The organism is Actinoplanes sp. NPDC048796 (assembly GCF_040650035.1).
Taxonomy (GTDB): domain Bacteria; phylum Actinomycetota; class Actinomycetes; order Mycobacteriales; family Micromonosporaceae; genus Actinoplanes.
Genome location: NZ_JBEZGO010000001.1, coordinates 994,908 through 1,008,141, shown reverse-complemented (window position 1 = coordinate 1,008,141; position 13,234 = coordinate 994,908). Strand labels below are relative to the sequence as shown.

The 13,234-nt window shown below is 70.8% G+C and carries 14 protein-coding genes and 1 riboswitch; of the genes, 9 read left to right on the top strand and 5 right to left on the bottom strand.

What is annotated here, in order from left to right; all coding sequences use genetic code 11:
- Nucleotides 1-92: 92 nt before the first annotated feature.
- Nucleotides 93-908, top strand: a complete 816-nt coding sequence (locus tag AB0C26_RS04780; protein ID WP_360241542.1) for a hypothetical protein — start codon at nucleotides 93-95, stop codon at nucleotides 906-908.
- Here the strand turns inward: AB0C26_RS04780 and AB0C26_RS04775 are convergent.
- Nucleotides 905-1,384 (bottom strand): DUF3093 domain-containing protein, encoded by a 480-nt coding sequence (locus AB0C26_RS04775; protein ID WP_360241539.1) that lies wholly within the window; start codon nucleotides 1,382-1,384, stop codon nucleotides 905-907. The two genes, AB0C26_RS04780 and AB0C26_RS04775, sit on opposite strands and share 4 nt — an antisense overlap.
- Nucleotides 1,385-1,479: 95 nt before the next feature.
- On the opposite strand from AB0C26_RS04775, the gene dut reads away from it, so the two are divergent.
- The 4 genes from dut to AB0C26_RS04755 are packed head-to-tail and all read left to right on the top strand — an operon-like array spanning nucleotide 1,480 to nucleotide 3,805.
- The gene (gene dut, locus AB0C26_RS04770; RefSeq protein ID WP_360241536.1) at nucleotides 1,480-1,962 is read left to right on the top strand and encodes a dUTP diphosphatase; all 483 of its coding nucleotides are present in this window, start codon (nucleotides 1,480-1,482) and stop codon (nucleotides 1,960-1,962) included.
- The gene (locus AB0C26_RS04765; protein WP_360241534.1) at nucleotides 1,949-2,626 is read left to right on the top strand and encodes a DUF3710 domain-containing protein; all 678 of its coding nucleotides are present in this window, start codon (nucleotides 1,949-1,951) and stop codon (nucleotides 2,624-2,626) included. The genes dut and AB0C26_RS04765 overlap by 14 nt, the downstream gene beginning before the upstream one ends.
- 40 nt (nucleotides 2,627-2,666) lie before the next feature.
- Nucleotides 2,667-3,047 (top strand): OB-fold nucleic acid binding domain-containing protein, encoded by a 381-nt coding sequence (locus AB0C26_RS04760; protein WP_097322126.1) that lies wholly within the window; start codon nucleotides 2,667-2,669, stop codon nucleotides 3,045-3,047.
- The gene (locus tag AB0C26_RS04755; RefSeq protein ID WP_360241529.1) at nucleotides 3,044-3,805 is read left to right on the top strand and encodes a DUF3159 domain-containing protein; all 762 of its coding nucleotides are present in this window, start codon (nucleotides 3,044-3,046) and stop codon (nucleotides 3,803-3,805) included. The genes AB0C26_RS04760 and AB0C26_RS04755 overlap by 4 nt, the downstream gene beginning before the upstream one ends.
- 13 nt (nucleotides 3,806-3,818) lie before the next feature.
- Here AB0C26_RS04755 and AB0C26_RS04750 read toward each other — a convergent pair whose 3' ends face one another.
- The gene (locus AB0C26_RS04750) at nucleotides 3,819-4,211 is read right to left on the bottom strand and encodes a DUF1707 domain-containing protein (protein WP_360241526.1); all 393 of its coding nucleotides are present in this window, start codon (nucleotides 4,209-4,211) and stop codon (nucleotides 3,819-3,821) included.
- A 45-nt stretch (nucleotides 4,212-4,256) separates the two neighbouring features.
- On the opposite strand from AB0C26_RS04750, the gene AB0C26_RS04745 reads away from it, so the two are divergent.
- A complete protein-coding gene (locus AB0C26_RS04745; RefSeq protein ID WP_360241523.1) occupies nucleotides 4,257-4,847 on the top strand; it encodes a TetR/AcrR family transcriptional regulator in 591 nt (196 codons plus the stop codon).
- Here AB0C26_RS04745 and AB0C26_RS04740 read toward each other — a convergent pair.
- Both AB0C26_RS04740 and AB0C26_RS04735 read right to left on the bottom strand, forming a co-directional pair.
- Nucleotides 4,844-5,521, bottom strand: a complete 678-nt coding sequence (locus tag AB0C26_RS04740) for a TrkA family potassium uptake protein (protein ID WP_360241520.1) — start codon at nucleotides 5,519-5,521, stop codon at nucleotides 4,844-4,846. The genes AB0C26_RS04745 and AB0C26_RS04740 overlap by 4 nt on opposite strands.
- A 2-nt stretch (nucleotides 5,522-5,523) precedes the next feature.
- Entirely contained in the window at nucleotides 5,524-6,189 is a 666-nt protein-coding gene (locus AB0C26_RS04735) for a TrkA family potassium uptake protein (RefSeq protein WP_360241517.1), read from the bottom strand.
- A gap of 65 nt (nucleotides 6,190-6,254) precedes the next feature.
- Between AB0C26_RS04735 and AB0C26_RS04730 the strand changes: the two genes are divergently transcribed.
- Genes AB0C26_RS04730 through AB0C26_RS04720 form a run of 3 tightly spaced genes read left to right on the top strand, consistent with a single transcriptional unit; the run spans nucleotide 6,255 to nucleotide 10,575 of the window.
- A complete protein-coding gene (locus AB0C26_RS04730; protein WP_360241514.1) occupies nucleotides 6,255-8,276 on the top strand; it encodes an APC family permease in 2,022 nt (673 codons plus the stop codon).
- Nucleotides 8,266-9,513 carry a TRAM domain-containing protein gene (locus AB0C26_RS04725; protein ID WP_360241511.1) on the top strand — a complete coding sequence of 416 codons (1,248 nt, stop codon included), beginning with the start codon at nucleotides 8,266-8,268 and terminating at the stop codon, nucleotides 9,511-9,513. Before AB0C26_RS04730 ends, AB0C26_RS04725 begins: the two co-directional genes overlap by 11 nt.
- Nucleotides 9,514-9,561: 48 nt before the next feature.
- Nucleotides 9,562-10,575 carry an NADP-dependent oxidoreductase gene (locus AB0C26_RS04720; protein ID WP_360241508.1) on the top strand — a complete coding sequence of 338 codons (1,014 nt, stop codon included), beginning with the start codon at nucleotides 9,562-9,564 and terminating at the stop codon, nucleotides 10,573-10,575.
- A 1,629-nt stretch (nucleotides 10,576-12,204) separates the two neighbouring features.
- Here the strand turns inward: AB0C26_RS04720 and AB0C26_RS04715 are convergent.
- On the bottom strand, nucleotides 12,205-13,065 hold the full coding sequence (locus tag AB0C26_RS04715; RefSeq protein ID WP_360241506.1) for a tetrahydrofolate dehydrogenase/cyclohydrolase catalytic domain-containing protein: 861 nt from the start codon (nucleotides 13,063-13,065) through the stop codon (nucleotides 12,205-12,207).
- A 15-nt stretch (nucleotides 13,066-13,080) separates the two neighbouring features.
- A riboswitch (ZMP/ZTP riboswitch) is annotated at nucleotides 13,081-13,166 on the bottom strand.
- Nucleotides 13,167-13,234 lie beyond the last annotated feature (68 nt).

The window sequence follows — 13,234 nt, the reverse complement described above, 5'->3', positions numbered from 1 at the left end:
TCGGGATTGAGGCCGTTGCCCGGTTTGACGGGGGGTCGACACCGGGCATCACGATGACATCAGCAGCCTCGGCCGATGACGGGAGGACGACGATGAGCTCCGAGCAGTCCGTACCGGACGTTGCGAAGGACATAGCGAACGATCCCGTGGAGACGCCGGCGCAGACGGCCGCCGATGTCGAACTCAGCAAGACTGTCGCCGCACTGACCGCCGACGATCTGGAGCCCGAGGGGCGGAGGCAACTCCTCGGCAGGCTCGTCGGCGACGTGCGGCGGCGTGGACTGGGCCAGGTCTTCCGGCCCAAGGCCGCCATCCGGTGGATGGCGGACGTGGTCGCCGACGTCGCCCCGCACGTTCCCGTGCGCGATCAGGCGACCCTGCGGCGGCACTTCCCGGGCCTGAGCGACGACGACCTGGCCGATCGCCTGATCCGCAACGCGCAGCGCACCACGGCCAGCGTGGGCGCGGCCGGCGGCGGCGTCGCCGCGGTGGAGTGGGTGGCCGTGCCGACCCTGCTCTCCGCCCCGGTGCTGCTGGCGGCCGAGACGGTCGCCGTGGTGGCGATCGAGATGAAGCTGATCGGTGAGCTCCACGAGATCTACGGGCAGCCCGTGCCCGGCACGATGGGGCAGAAAGCCGTGTCACTCGTGCAGGCGTGGACCGATCAGCGCGGCGTGAACCCGCTGGTGCCCGGCGTCGGCGTGGCCACCGTGCTCGGCACGGCCGCCCGCCGCGACCTCCAGCAGAGCCTGCTCAAGCGCTTCGGGCGCCATCTGACGATGTTCGGCCCGTTCCTGACCGGCGCCGCGGTGGCGGGCTACCTGAACCGCCGGGCGACCAAGAACCTCGGCGAGCACGTACAGAAAGATCTTCAGAAGAAGAGCCGCAAGATCATTGATGCGGCCTAGGAGCGGGCCGCCAGCAGAGCGGTGGCCAGCTCGACCGGGTGCCGGGTACTGATCACCCAGTAGGGCGTCGGGTCGTCCGGGTCGTCGAGCAGCACCTGCACGGCCGGGCCGATCCACGGCCGCTGGATCACGAAGGCGAGCGGGTGGGCGCCGATGCCCAGCGCCTCGCGCTTGCCCTCCAGGTCGAGCGCGACCACGTCGCCGATGAACCGCACCGGCAGCCGCGCGTCGTCCACCCGGAGCTCGCCGTCGGTCACCTCGACCTTGATCCGCCCGATCCAGGCCAGGACGGCGAGGGTGGCCGGGGTCAGCACCGCGAAGGGCACCCAGAGGGGGAGCGTGGGGAAACCGATGGTGAGCTCCACGCCGAGGATCACCACGACCAGCAGGCCGATGGGCCACATCCACCATCGGAGCGTGAGCCGCTCTCGGTAACTGGTGGGTGCGGTGGTGCGCGCGGGAGACTCCGGTGTCACCCTGGAAGGGTACGGCGCGCCTCCGCGACCGGGCACGGCAGGATGGCAGGGTGGGTGCCGCTTGGCCGACGCCGCACGAGTGAGGAACCTCTGAGTTGAGCGATGTAGTCATCCGGATCCGCCGGATCGACCCCGACCTGCCGCTGCCGGCCTACGCGCATCCCGGTGACGCCGGGGCCGACCTGGTCGCCGCCGAGGACGCCGAGCTCGCACCCGGAGCGCGGCAGGCGATCCGTACCGGTATCGCCGTGGCCATCCCGGAGGGCTACGTGGGCCTGGTCCACCCCCGCTCGGGTCTGGCCGCACGCCTCGGTGTCACGGTCCTGAACGCGCCCGGTACGGTCGACGCCGGCTACCGCGGTGAAGTTCTGGTGATCCTGGTCAACCACGACCGGCACACGCCGGTCAAGATCTCCCGCGGCGACCGCATCGCCCAACTGGTCGTCCAGCGGGTCGAGCGAGCCGCGTTCCACGAGGTCGAGGAGCTCGACGACACCGCGCGCGGTGCCGGCGGGCACGGCTCGACCGGTGGGCACTCAGGTTTGAAGACGGAAGGTGGCAGTGATGTTCTCGCGTAAGCGCGGCGGCCCCAAGCATGTGCGTGCGACCGACGCGCCGCCCTCGGAGGCGCTCGCCCAGAGCCTCGCCGCGGACGACGAGCCGGTGGCGCCCGAGCGCGGCCCCTGGGACGAGAAGTACGCCCCCGAGGGCGTGCAGCGGCTCGACCTGGGCAGCCTGCTGATCCCGGCCGTCGACGGCGTCGAGGTGCGGGTGCAGGCCAACCCGGACGGCGCGGTCGAGCAGATCGTGCTGGTCGACGGCGAGAGCGCCCTTCAGCTCGGCGTGTTCGCGGCGCCCCGCAGCGAGGGCATCTGGGACGAGGTCCGCGAGGAGATCGCCCAGGCCATGGCCTCCGACGGCGTGTCGCCGCGGGAGATCGCCGGTCCGTACGGCGTCGAGCTGGCGGCCCGGGTCAACACCCCGGAGGGGCCGGCCGACGTCCGGTTCGTCGGGGTCGACGGCCCGCGCTGGATGGTCCGGGCGCTGTACCAGGGCGCGGCCGCGGCCGACCCGTCCCGCGAGGGCCGGCTCGGCGAGGTGCTGACCGGTCTGGTGGTCGTCCGTGACTCCGAAGCCCGTCCCGTGCGCGAGGCGCTGCCGCTGCGCCTGCCCAAGGAGATGACCGAGCAGGCCGCCGCCGAGGCGGAGGGTGCTCAGGCGAACGGGCACCAGCCGCAGTAGGGCTCGTGACGGGGATCACCAGAGGCGTACGGTGTAACTCATGAGTAGTACGGACGAGCGCACGGGCCTGCGCAAGTTCTTCGACCGGCTGACGGCCACCGACTCGGAACTCGACGCGCGCGACCTCCAGCGGGAGGTGGCCAAGTGCGGGGCCATGCCGGCCGGCCAGTGCAGCCGGGGCCAGGTCGTCTCGGTGAACGGCCGGTTGCGGACGGTGGCGTACACTCCCCGCACCAACCTGCCGACGCTCGAGGCCGACCTTTGGGACGGTAGCGACGTGGTTACGCTGGTCTTCCTGGGCCGGCGTTCCATCGCGGGCATCGAGCCCGGGCGTCAGCTCACCGCGCGCGGGCGCATCGCGATCCGCGACGACCGCAAGGTGATCTACAACCCGTACTACGAGCTGGAGGCGCCCCGGTGAGTGGCAGCGAGCCGCGACACGCCGCGAACGAAACCGTGGAGGAGCGGCTCGCCGAGGAGGTCGTCGAGGAGCTCGACCTCCACCCGGTCAAGGAGCCGGAGGACGAGCCCCTCCCCTCGATGAGCGAGCAGATCGCCGAGCAGCTCGGCGGTGTCCGCGGGCTGATCGAGTCGAGCCTGCCGGTCTTCGCCTTCGTGATCCTCAACGTGGTCCTCGGCGACGCCGTCGTGGGCCTTGAGAAGCGCACCGCGCTCTACTGGGCGATCGCCGGCGCCGTTCTCTCGGCGGTGGGCATCGGGGCGTACCGGCTGATCCGGAAAGAGCCCGTGCGCCATGCGGTGAACGGACTGTTCGGCATCGCGATCGGCGCCTTCCTGGCCTACCGCACGGGCAAGGCGGAGAACTTCTACCTGCCCGGTATCCTGCTCACCTTCGGGCAGGCGGCGGTGCTGCTGCTCTCGGTGTTCGTGCGCAAGCCCTTGATCGGCTACGCCTGGGGCATCATGGCCAACAAGGGCCAGCAGAACTGGTTCGGCAACCAGCGGCTGTTCCGGACGTTCCAGTGGCTCACCCTGGTCTGGGTGGTCTCGCTCTGCATCCGGGCCGGCATCCAGTACTACCTGTGGGCGCAGGGCGAGGCGAACGCCCTCGGCATCGTCCGCATCCTGATCAGCTGGCCGATCTACGCCGCCACGTTCGCCTTCTCGGCCTGGGCCATCCACCGCGTGACGAGCGCCGGCAAGGCGCCGGCCGCCTAGCGCCGGGCCGCGGCTATTCCTTCTCGCGTGGCCAGATGGCGACGGCGACCAGGACGGCCGCCCAGACACCGACCGGAACGGCGGGCCAGTACCGCTCGAGGTCGCCGTCGCGAATGCTCTGGGCCGCCCAGATCGCATTCATGATCACCGCGCCGCCGAGCCAGTACCGCCACTCGGCCAGCCATTCGCCACGTTCGCGCCGCCGTCGTTCGGCTTCGCGCCGCCGGGCCGGGACGGGCAGGTCCGCCGTCAGGGCGCTGAGCTCGCCGATCGTCGTGGCCCGGGCCGCGAGGGCGGACCGCCGGTCGAACTCGGCGAGGTCGATCCGGCCCTCGCCCAAAGACGACGCCAGATGCTCGGATGTCGTTTCCCGATCGGTGTCGGCGGCTCGTGAGTTCTGGTCCATCGCATCCCCTAAGTTGAGGATACGATCGTATCCTAAAGGAGCTCCATGCCGAAAGTCGTGGATCGCGACGCGGAACGCCGCATCATCGGCGCTGCGCTGCTGAGCGTGCTGGCCGAGCGGGGAGTCGAGGAGGTCAGCGTTCGCACCGTCGCTGCCCGGGCGGGCCGGTCGCCGGGAGCGGTCCAGAAATACTTCCGGACCAAGGAGGAGATGCTGTCGGTGGCGCTCGACGTCGCCGGGGAGCGGACCGAGCGGCGGATGCGCGACGTCGACCGGTCCGGCGCGTCGCGTGAGGTGCTGCGGCGGCTGGTCGTCGCGACACTGCCGCTGGACGCCGAGCGGCGCTCCGAGGCCATCGTATGGAACGCGTTCGCGGCCATGGCCGTCCGCCACCCGCCGTTCGCCGAGGTGCTGCACGAGATCGACCGGGCGGTCACGGCCGATCTGGTGCGCTGGCTGGAGGCCGGCCGGGCCGACGGCACCATCGTGCTGCGCGGAAAGGCGACGGAGATCGCGGACGCCGTCGTGGCGATCTCGGACGGTATCGCCGACCGGCTGCTCTACCACCCGGAGGCCGCGGACAGCCTGCTCGCGGCGCTCGACGCGGCCCTGGCTGTGCTGCTGCCGGCGCCCTAGCCGAGCTCGCGGCCCTCGCTGCCGAGAACGACGGCGCGGATCTGTTCCTCCACCTCGGTGGTGCAGACGAAGATCAGCTCGTCGCCGGCCTCGAGCGGGTCGTCGCCGGTCGGCACCATCACGCGCTTGCCACGCAGGATCGCCACCAGCGCCGAGTCGCGGGGCAGGGGCACCGAGCGGACCGGCTGACCCTCGTACGGCGCGTTGCGCGGCAGGGTGATCTCGACCAGGTTCGCCTCGCCCTGGCGGAAGGTCATCAGCCGTACGAGATCGCCGACCGTGACCGCCTCCTCGACCAGGGCGGCCATCAGCCGGGGCTTGCTCACCGCGACGTCGACGCCCCACTGCTCGTTGAACAGCCACTCGTTCTCGGCCCGGTTGACCCGGGCCACCACCCGCGGCACCGCGAACTCGGTCTTGGCCAGCAGCGACACGACCAGGTTGGCCTTGTCGTCGCCGGTCGCCGCCACCACCACGTCGCACGAGGCCACGTCGGCCTCCTCGAGGCTGCTCAACTCGCAGGCGTCGGCCAGCACCCAGTCGGCCTCGGGCACCCGCTCCGGGCGCAGCTGGCGCGGCTGCCGCTCGATCAGCATGACCCGGTGGCCGTTGCCGATCAGCTCCTGGGCGATCGACCGGCCGACGTTGCCGGCTCCCGCGATGGCGATCCGCATGGTCAGTGCCCTTCCTTGCCGGCGCCGGAGGCGATGTCCAGCACCGTCGCCACGGTCTCGTCGGTGACGAGCATGAAGACCTGGTCGCCGTCCTGGATCACGGTGGACGGCGTGCCGAGCGTGCCCATGCCGAAACGCATCAGGTACGCCACCCGGGCCCCGGTGCGCTCCTCCAGCGCCCTCAGTGTGCGCCCCACCCAGTCGCGGTGCAGCGGGGCCTCGACGATCGAGACCACGCTGGTCGGGTCGCGGAACACCTCGACCGTGCCCTCGGGCACCAGGTGGCGCATCATCCGGTCGGCGGCCCAGCGGATCGTGGCCACGGTCGGGATGCCGAGTCGCTCGTACACCTGGGCCCGCCGCTGGTCGTAGATGCGGGCGACCACGCGGGTCACGCCGAACGTCTCGCGGGCCAGCCGGGCCGAGATGATGTTGGAGTTGTCGCCGCTGGAGACGGCGGCGAAGGCGTCGGCACGCTCGATGCCGGCCTCGCGCATCACGTCGCGGTCGAAGCCGATGCCGGTCACCGTGACCCCGCCGAAGTCGGCGCCGAGCCGGCGGAACGCGTCGGAGTTCTGGTCGATCACCGCCACCGAATGGCCGCGGGCTTCGAGGTTCTGGGCGAGCGTCGACCCGAGCCGCCCACATCCCATGATGACCACGTGCATCCGATGAGGGTCGCATGCGCCTCCCAGAGGCGGCAGGCGGGGCGGGGTCCGTACGCTAGGCACTCGTGGCAAGTACGACCTCTCTCGCCAAGCGGCTGCTGTTGGGCCGGCCGTTCCGCTCCGACAAGCTGCAGCACACGCTGCTGCCCAAGCGGATCGCCCTGCCCGTCTTCGCCAGCGACGCGCTGTCGAGCGTGGCCTACGCCCCCGACGAGATCCTGCTGACCCTCTCCATCGCCGGCGCCGGCGCCTTCTACATCTCCCCGTGGATCACGCTCGCCGTCGCGGTCGTGATGGTCACGGTGGTCGCCAGTTACCGGCAGAACGTCTACGCCTACCCGTCCGGCGGCGGCGACTACGAGGTGGCCACGGTCAACCTCGGGCCGCGGGCCGGTCTCAGCGTGGGCAGCGCCCTGCTGGTCGACTACATCCTCACCGTGGCGGTGTCGACCGCGTCCGGCGTCAACAACCTGGGCTCGGTGGTGCCGTTCGTCGCCGAGCACAAGGTCGCCTTCGCGATCGGCGCCATCGCCATCCTGACCGCGCTCAACCTGCGCGGGCTGCGGGAGTCGGGCACTGCTTTCGCCGTACCCACCTATCTGTTCATCATCGTGATCGTCGGGATGATCCTCACCGGGCTCTTCCGCGTCTTCGTGCTCGGCCAGGACCTGCAGGCGCCCAGCGCCAACCTGGTGATCGCGGCCGAGGAGGACCACCTCACCAGCTTCGGCTTCGCCTATCTGCTGTTGCGGACGTTCTCGTCGGGCTGCGCGGCCCTGACCGGTGTCGAGGCCATCTCCAACGGCGTGCCCGCCTTCAAGCCGCCGAAGAGCAAGAACGCGGCGACCACGCTGATGCTGCTCGGCGGCATCGCCATCGTCATGCTGGTCGGCATCGTGCTGCTGGCCCGGGTCACCCACCTGCAGTACGTCGAGGACCCCAGCCTGCAGATCCTCTCGGCGCCCGACGGATACGTGCAGAAGACGGTCACCGCCCAGCTCGCCGAGACGGTCTTCGGCAACGGCTTCCTGCTGTACGTGGTCGGCGCGGTCACCGCCCTCATCCTGTTCCTGGCGGCCAACACCGCGTTCAACGGCTTCCCGGTGCTCGGCTCGATCCTGGCCCAGGACCGCTACCTGCCCCGCCAGTTCCACACCCGGGGCGACCGGCTGGCCTTCTCCAACGGCATCGTCTTCCTCGCCATCGCGGCGATGGTGCTGGTGGTGGCGTTCCAGGCCGAGGTCACCCGGCTCATCCAGCTCTACATCGTCGGCGTGTTCGTGTCGTTCACGCTGTCGCAGGGCGGCATGATCCGGCACTGGAACCGCCTGCTGCGCACGCAGCGCGACCCCGAGAAACGCCGGCAGATGATCCGCTCCCGGGCCATCAACGCGTTCGGCATGTGCCTCACCGGCGCCGTCCTGATCATCGTGCTGATCACGAAGTTCCTGCTCGGCGCGTGGATCGCGATCGCCGCCATGGTCGTCATCTACGGGCTCATGCTGGCCATCCGCAAGCACTACAACCGGGTGGCCCAGGAGCTGGAGCCGACCGAGGAGCGCCCGATCCTGCCGTCCCGCAACCACGCGGTCGTCCTGGTCAGCAAGGTCCACCAGCCGACCCTGCGGGCGGTGGCGTACGCGCAGGCGACCCGGCCCGACTCGCTCACCGCGGTCACGGTGAACGTCGACGACAAGGACACCCGGCACATTCAGGACGAGTGGGAGCGCCGGCAGATCCCCGTCCCGCTCACGGTGGTCGACTCGCCGTACCGCGAGATCACCCGCCCGATCATCGACTTCGTCAAGGGCATCCGGCGCGGTTCCCCGCGCGACGTGGTGACGGTCTTCGTTCCCGAGTACGTGGTGGGCCGCTGGTGGGAGAACCTGTTGCACAACCAGAGCGCCCTGCGCATCAAGGGCCGCCTGCTGTTCGAACCCGGCGTGATGGTCACCAGCGTGCCGTGGCAGTTGCGGTCCAGCCAGGATCGCGACCTCGACCGGATGGACCGGGGCCTGGTCCGGGCGCCGGCCCGGGGACCGCGTACCCGTGCCGCCTCGTCCGTGGAGCCGACCGATGAACAATGATCCTGATCTGGTCCAGGGTGACCGCGTCGAGCTGACGGTGGGTGCTCCCGCGCACGGTGGGCACTGCGTGGCGCGCCTCGGCGGCCCGCACGGGCGTGTCGTGTTCGTCCGCCACGCGCTGCCGGGTGAGCGGGTCACGGCGGAGATCACGGAGCTGCACAAGGGCTTTCTGCGGGCCGACGCGGTCGAGATCCATGAGGCCTCGCCCGACCGCGTGACGCCGCCGTGCCCGTACGCGCATCCCGGTGGGTGCGGTGGCTGTGATCTGCAGCACGCCTCGGGTGACGCCCAGCTGGGCTGGAAGACGGCCGTAGTGCGGGAACAGCTTTCGCGGTTGGCGGGCATCACTCATTCCGTACGGGTGGAGGCGCTCCCCACCGCTGGGTCGCCCCTCCTTGACTGGCGCACCCGGGTGCGCTATGCCGTTGACGCGCTCGGCCGTCCGGGGCTGCTGAAGCACCGGTCGCACGAGGTGGTGCCGATCGACCGGTGCCGGATCGCGCATCCGGCCATCCAGGAGCTCGACCTGCTGCAGCTCGACTGGCCGGACGCCGACGCCCTGGAGGCGGTGGCCACCAGCGGCGGTGACGTGGCCGTGCTGGCCCGCCGCGGCAGTGCGCCCAGCGACGACCCGACCGAGGCGCCGTCCGGTTTCCGGACCCAGCTGCGGGGCCCGGCCGAGGTCACGGAGCGGGCCGCCGGGCGTACCTGGTCAATTCCGCCCTCGGGCTTCTGGCAGGTCCACCCGCTGGCGGCGGACACGCTCGTCGCCACGGTCCTGGAGATGCTGAAGCCGGTCGAGGGGGAGGTCTCGTGGGACCTGTACGGGGGTGCCGGGCTGTTCGCGGCGGCGGTCGCCACCCGTACGAAAGCCCGGACGACCGTCGTCGAAGCGTCCCCCACCGGCGTCGCCGCGGCCCGGGCCAACCTGGCCGACCTGCCCGGCGCCGAAGTCGTCGAGGCCCGGGTCGACTACGCCCTGAGCCGCCGCCGGGTCACCGGGCCGGTCGACCTGGTCGTGCTCGACCCGCCCCGGGCCGGCGCCGGAGCCAAGGTGGTGAAGGCGGTGGCGGCGGCCCGGCCCCGAGCCGTGGCGTACGTGTCCTGCGATCCGGCGTCGCTGGCCCGGGACATCGGGACGTTTCGTTCGCTCGGCTGGGAACTGGCGGATCTGCGGGCGTTCGACTGCTTCCCGATGACCCAGCACGTGGAGTGCGTAGCGCTGCTGACGCCCTGAAGTTACCGTGTGGTAACCATCCCGCCCGGTGACTTCCGAGGAGTTCACATGAGCACGTTCACCAGCCGTGAGATCCGGCTTGCCGCCCGCCCCCAAGGCTGGCCCGGCGACGACACGTTCGAGGTCGCCGAGGTCACGGTGGGCGCTCCGGCGGACGGGCAGGTGGTCGTCCGGAACCTGTTCATGTCGGTCGACCCGTACATGCGGGGCCGGATGAACGACGTGAAGTCGTACACGCCGCCGTTCCAGGTCGGCGAGCCGCTGGACGGCTCGGCGGTGGGCGAGGTGGTGGCCTCGGCGTCGCCCACGGTGCCGGTCGGCGCCACGGTCCTGCACGGTCTGGGCTGGCGCGAGTACGCGACGGTGGACGCGGCGAAGGTCCGCGCGGTCGACCCGGCGGCGGCCCCCACGCTGTCGGCGTACCTGGGCGTACTGGGCATGACAGGGTTGACGGCGTACGTGGGCCTGCTGGACATCGCCCAGTTCAAGGAGGGCGACACGGTCTTCGTCTCGGGCGCGGCCGGCGCCGTGGGCAGCATCGCCGGCCAGATCGCGAGGATCCGCGGCGCCAAGCGGGTCATCGGCAGCGCCGGCTCCGCCGCCAAGGTCACCCACCTCACGGAGGAGCTGGGCTTCGACGCGGCCTTCAACTACCGCGACGCTCCCGTCCGCAAGCAGCTGCGCGAGGCGGCCCCCGACGGCATCGACGTGTACTTCGACAACGTGGGCGGCGACCACTTGGAGGCCGCCATCAGCAGCTTGAACAAGTACGGCCGGGTCGCCTTGTGCGGCGCGATCGCCCACTACAACGACACGGAGCCACCCGCCGCCCCGCACAACTTGTCGGCCGTGATCGGCAAGGAGCTCAACTTGCGCGGCTACATCGTCACCAACCACGGCGCGCGCATGCCCGCTTTCGCCGCGGACATGACAACGTGGCTGCGCGAAGGCAAAGTCACATGGCAGGAGACCATCGTCGAGGGCGGCATCGAGGCGGCCCCGAGCGCTTTCCTGGGCCTCCTGCGCGGCGCCAATACGGGCAAGATGGTCGTCCGCCTTTAGCGTCCACTTATCCACAGGAGTGTTGGTTGTCCACAGCCCTCCGGAATTGAAGTGCTCGCGCCGTTAATATAGAGAGACCGCCCTCCTTCGCGCATTCGAAAGAAGTAACGAAGGAGGGCGAGTGGTCTCGGGTTTCTTGCCAGCCGACTATTCTTGAATCGGGTGGTCGCATTGAACCCGGCTTCCGGCGTGCAAGGCCGCGCTGACGGGTGTGGCCGCGCTGAGCAAGACCTTCGTCTGGCTCGGGCGGCGGCGCTGAGCAGGACCTTCGTCTGGGCTCGGGCGGCGGCGCTGAGCAGGACCTTCGTCTGGGCTCGGGCGGCGGCGCTGAGCAGGACCTTCGTCTGGGCTCGGGCGGCGGCGCTGAGCAGGACCTTCGTCTGGGCTCGGGCGGCCGCGCTAAGCAAGACCTCCGTCCGGGCTCAGGCGGCCGCGCTGGTGACGGCCGTTGGGCAGACATCGGCTGTTTGGCTCGGCGCGGTGGCCGGAGCCGGAGGCGTTGCTGTGCTGGTGGCGGCCGCTGTGCTGATATCGGCTGTTTGGCTCGGCGCGGTGGCCGGAGCCGGAGGCGTCGCTGTGCTGGTGGCGGCCGCTGTGCTGATATCGGCTGCTTGGCTCGGCGGGGTAGCCGGAACCGGAGACGTCGCTGTGCTGGTGAGGGCCGCTGTGCTGATGGGGACTGCCGGGCTGGCGGTCGCATCGGTGGGACCGGGCGGGCCGGCGGGTGCGGTTGTGGCGACCGGTGGCTGGGTTTCGGCTGCCAGCTCGGCCAGGCGCTGCTTCTCTCGGCGTAACCAGAGCAGTTTGAAGCCGTGGCGCTGAGCGAGTCCCCACTTGCGGCGGCGCTCGTGCTCGCGCCGGAACGCGTCTTTCTCGGGTGACCAATTGCGCGAGAGGGTGCGATCGCGCATGGCTTTCATTTGTTCGCGGGAGAATAGTCCGAGCTGTTGGTATCGCATGACTAATTATCCCGCCGACCGCTCGGAAAGGCCATCCGCGAACCGATGTCGATCGTGCCAAAGTCGCGGGAAAAAATGGTGGTTCGCGATGAGGGATTCCGTGTAACGTTCAGGGTGAAAGGCTCGGAACCGTATAAGCGCAACCGGGAGCACTCGGCGCGACCACGCGCTACCTGACCGTGGAGAGCCTGCCCGGCCAAAGCAGCGTGAGTCGGGGCAACCAGCGCGACTCGGAGTTCCTCCGGGCCTGCCGCCGGCCAGCGCGAGCCGAGCGTGGCGCCGGGCTGGTCGTTCAGCGGGAGCTGGGCGGGGTCGCTGGGCCGGTGGTTCAGCGGGAGCTGGGCGTGGCGCTGGGCCGGTGGTTCAGCGGGAGCTGGGCCGGGCGTGGCGGCGGGCTGGTCGTTCGGCGGGAGCTGGCGTGGCGCTGGGCTGGTGGTTCAGCGGAAGCCGGGCGCGGCGCTGGGCCGGGCGTAGCCCAGGCTGGTCGTTCAGCGGGAGCTGGGCGGGGTCGCTGGGCCGGTGGTTCAGCGGGAGTTGAGCGCGGCGCCGGGGTGGTCGTTCGGCGGGAGCTGGGCGCTGGGTGGGTCGGTGCGTCGGAGTTGGGGCGGGGTGCCCGAGCGGAGCGTCCGGCGTGGACGAGCGTGCTCGGGCAGCCCGGCAGTGGAGGGGGTCAGGAAGTTGCGCGTTCGGCGGCCTGGACGGCGTTGCGGAACAGCATCGCGACCGTGGTGGGGCCTACGCCGCCTACGCGGGGCGTGATGGCGCCCGCTACCTCGGCGCAGGACTCGTCCACGTCTGGCAGGAGGCGGCGACCCTCGTAGCGGACGCCGGCGCCGATGACTGTGGCGCCTGGGCGTACGTGTTCGGGCTGGATGATGCCGGGGACGCCGGCGGCGGCGATCAGGATTTCGGCGCGCTGGGTGTAGCGGGGCCAGTCCTTCACGCCCGTGTGGACCACCGTCACCGCCGCGTTCGCGGTGGGGCGCTTCTGGGCCAGCAGCATCGCCAGTGGGCGGCCCAGGGTCGCTCCGCGGCCCAGGATGACCACCTCGCGGCCGGCTACCGGGATCTCGTAGTGGGCCAGCAGGGCCTCGATGCCGGCGGGGGTGCACGGGAGCGGGCCGGGCATGCCCAGGGACAGGCGGCCCATGTTCAGGGGGTGCATGCCGTCGACGTCCATGTCCGGGTCGAGGGTCTGCAGGGCTGCGTCGTAGTCCAGGTGGGCCGGGATCGGGTACTGGATCAGGACGCCGTGGACGTTCGGGTCCTCGTTGTAGGTGGCGATCACCGACTCCAGGTCCTTCTGGGTCGCGTCGGCCGGCAGGTGCTCGTGGGGGGACTCGAAGCCCAGTTCGGCCGCCTGGCGCTGCTTGATGCGGATGTATCCGGCGCTCGCGTCGTCGTCGCCGACCAGGATGGTGGCCAGGCTCGGGGTTACGCCTCGGGCGCGCAGGCGGGTCACGCGGTCGGCTACGTCGGCTAGGACGGCCTCGGCGACGGGGGCGCCGGGCAGGAGACGGGCTGAAGGCATGGCTGACTCCGCAGGCACGGGTGCCCAGGCGGTCGACTCCCCGTGGCGAGCGCTCCCCGATGGTTGACCCATCCTCTGTGCCGCCAGTCGCGTTCGTACGACAAGCATGCCAGAGGGAACTTGTGACAGTTGTGTGTAGGACACCGCATCGAAACCTCTTGGCGGATGC

Coding starts and splice junctions, on each gene's coding strand:
- AB0C26_RS04750 (WP_360241526.1), bottom strand. CDS start 4,211: ATGGACCAGAACTCACGAGCCGCCGACACCGATCGGGAAACGACATCC.
- AB0C26_RS04735 (WP_360241517.1), bottom strand. CDS start 6,189: ATGCACGTGGTCATCATGGGATGTGGGCGGCTCGGGTCGACGCTCGCC.
- AB0C26_RS04715 (WP_360241506.1), bottom strand. CDS start 13,065: ATGCCTTCAGCCCGTCTCCTGCCCGGCGCCCCCGTCGCCGAGGCCGTC.
- AB0C26_RS04725 (WP_360241511.1), top strand. CDS start 8,266: ATGAACAATGATCCTGATCTGGTCCAGGGTGACCGCGTCGAGCTGACG.
- AB0C26_RS04760 (WP_097322126.1), top strand. CDS start 2,667: ATGAGTAGTACGGACGAGCGCACGGGCCTGCGCAAGTTCTTCGACCGG.
- AB0C26_RS04765 (WP_360241534.1), top strand. CDS start 1,949: ATGTTCTCGCGTAAGCGCGGCGGCCCCAAGCATGTGCGTGCGACCGAC.
- AB0C26_RS04745 (WP_360241523.1), top strand. CDS start 4,257: ATGCCGAAAGTCGTGGATCGCGACGCGGAACGCCGCATCATCGGCGCT.
- AB0C26_RS04780 (WP_360241542.1), top strand. CDS start 93: ATGAGCTCCGAGCAGTCCGTACCGGACGTTGCGAAGGACATAGCGAAC.
- AB0C26_RS04740 (WP_360241520.1), bottom strand. CDS start 5,521: ATGCGGATCGCCATCGCGGGAGCCGGCAACGTCGGCCGGTCGATCGCC.
- AB0C26_RS04720 (WP_360241508.1), top strand. CDS start 9,562: ATGAGCACGTTCACCAGCCGTGAGATCCGGCTTGCCGCCCGCCCCCAA.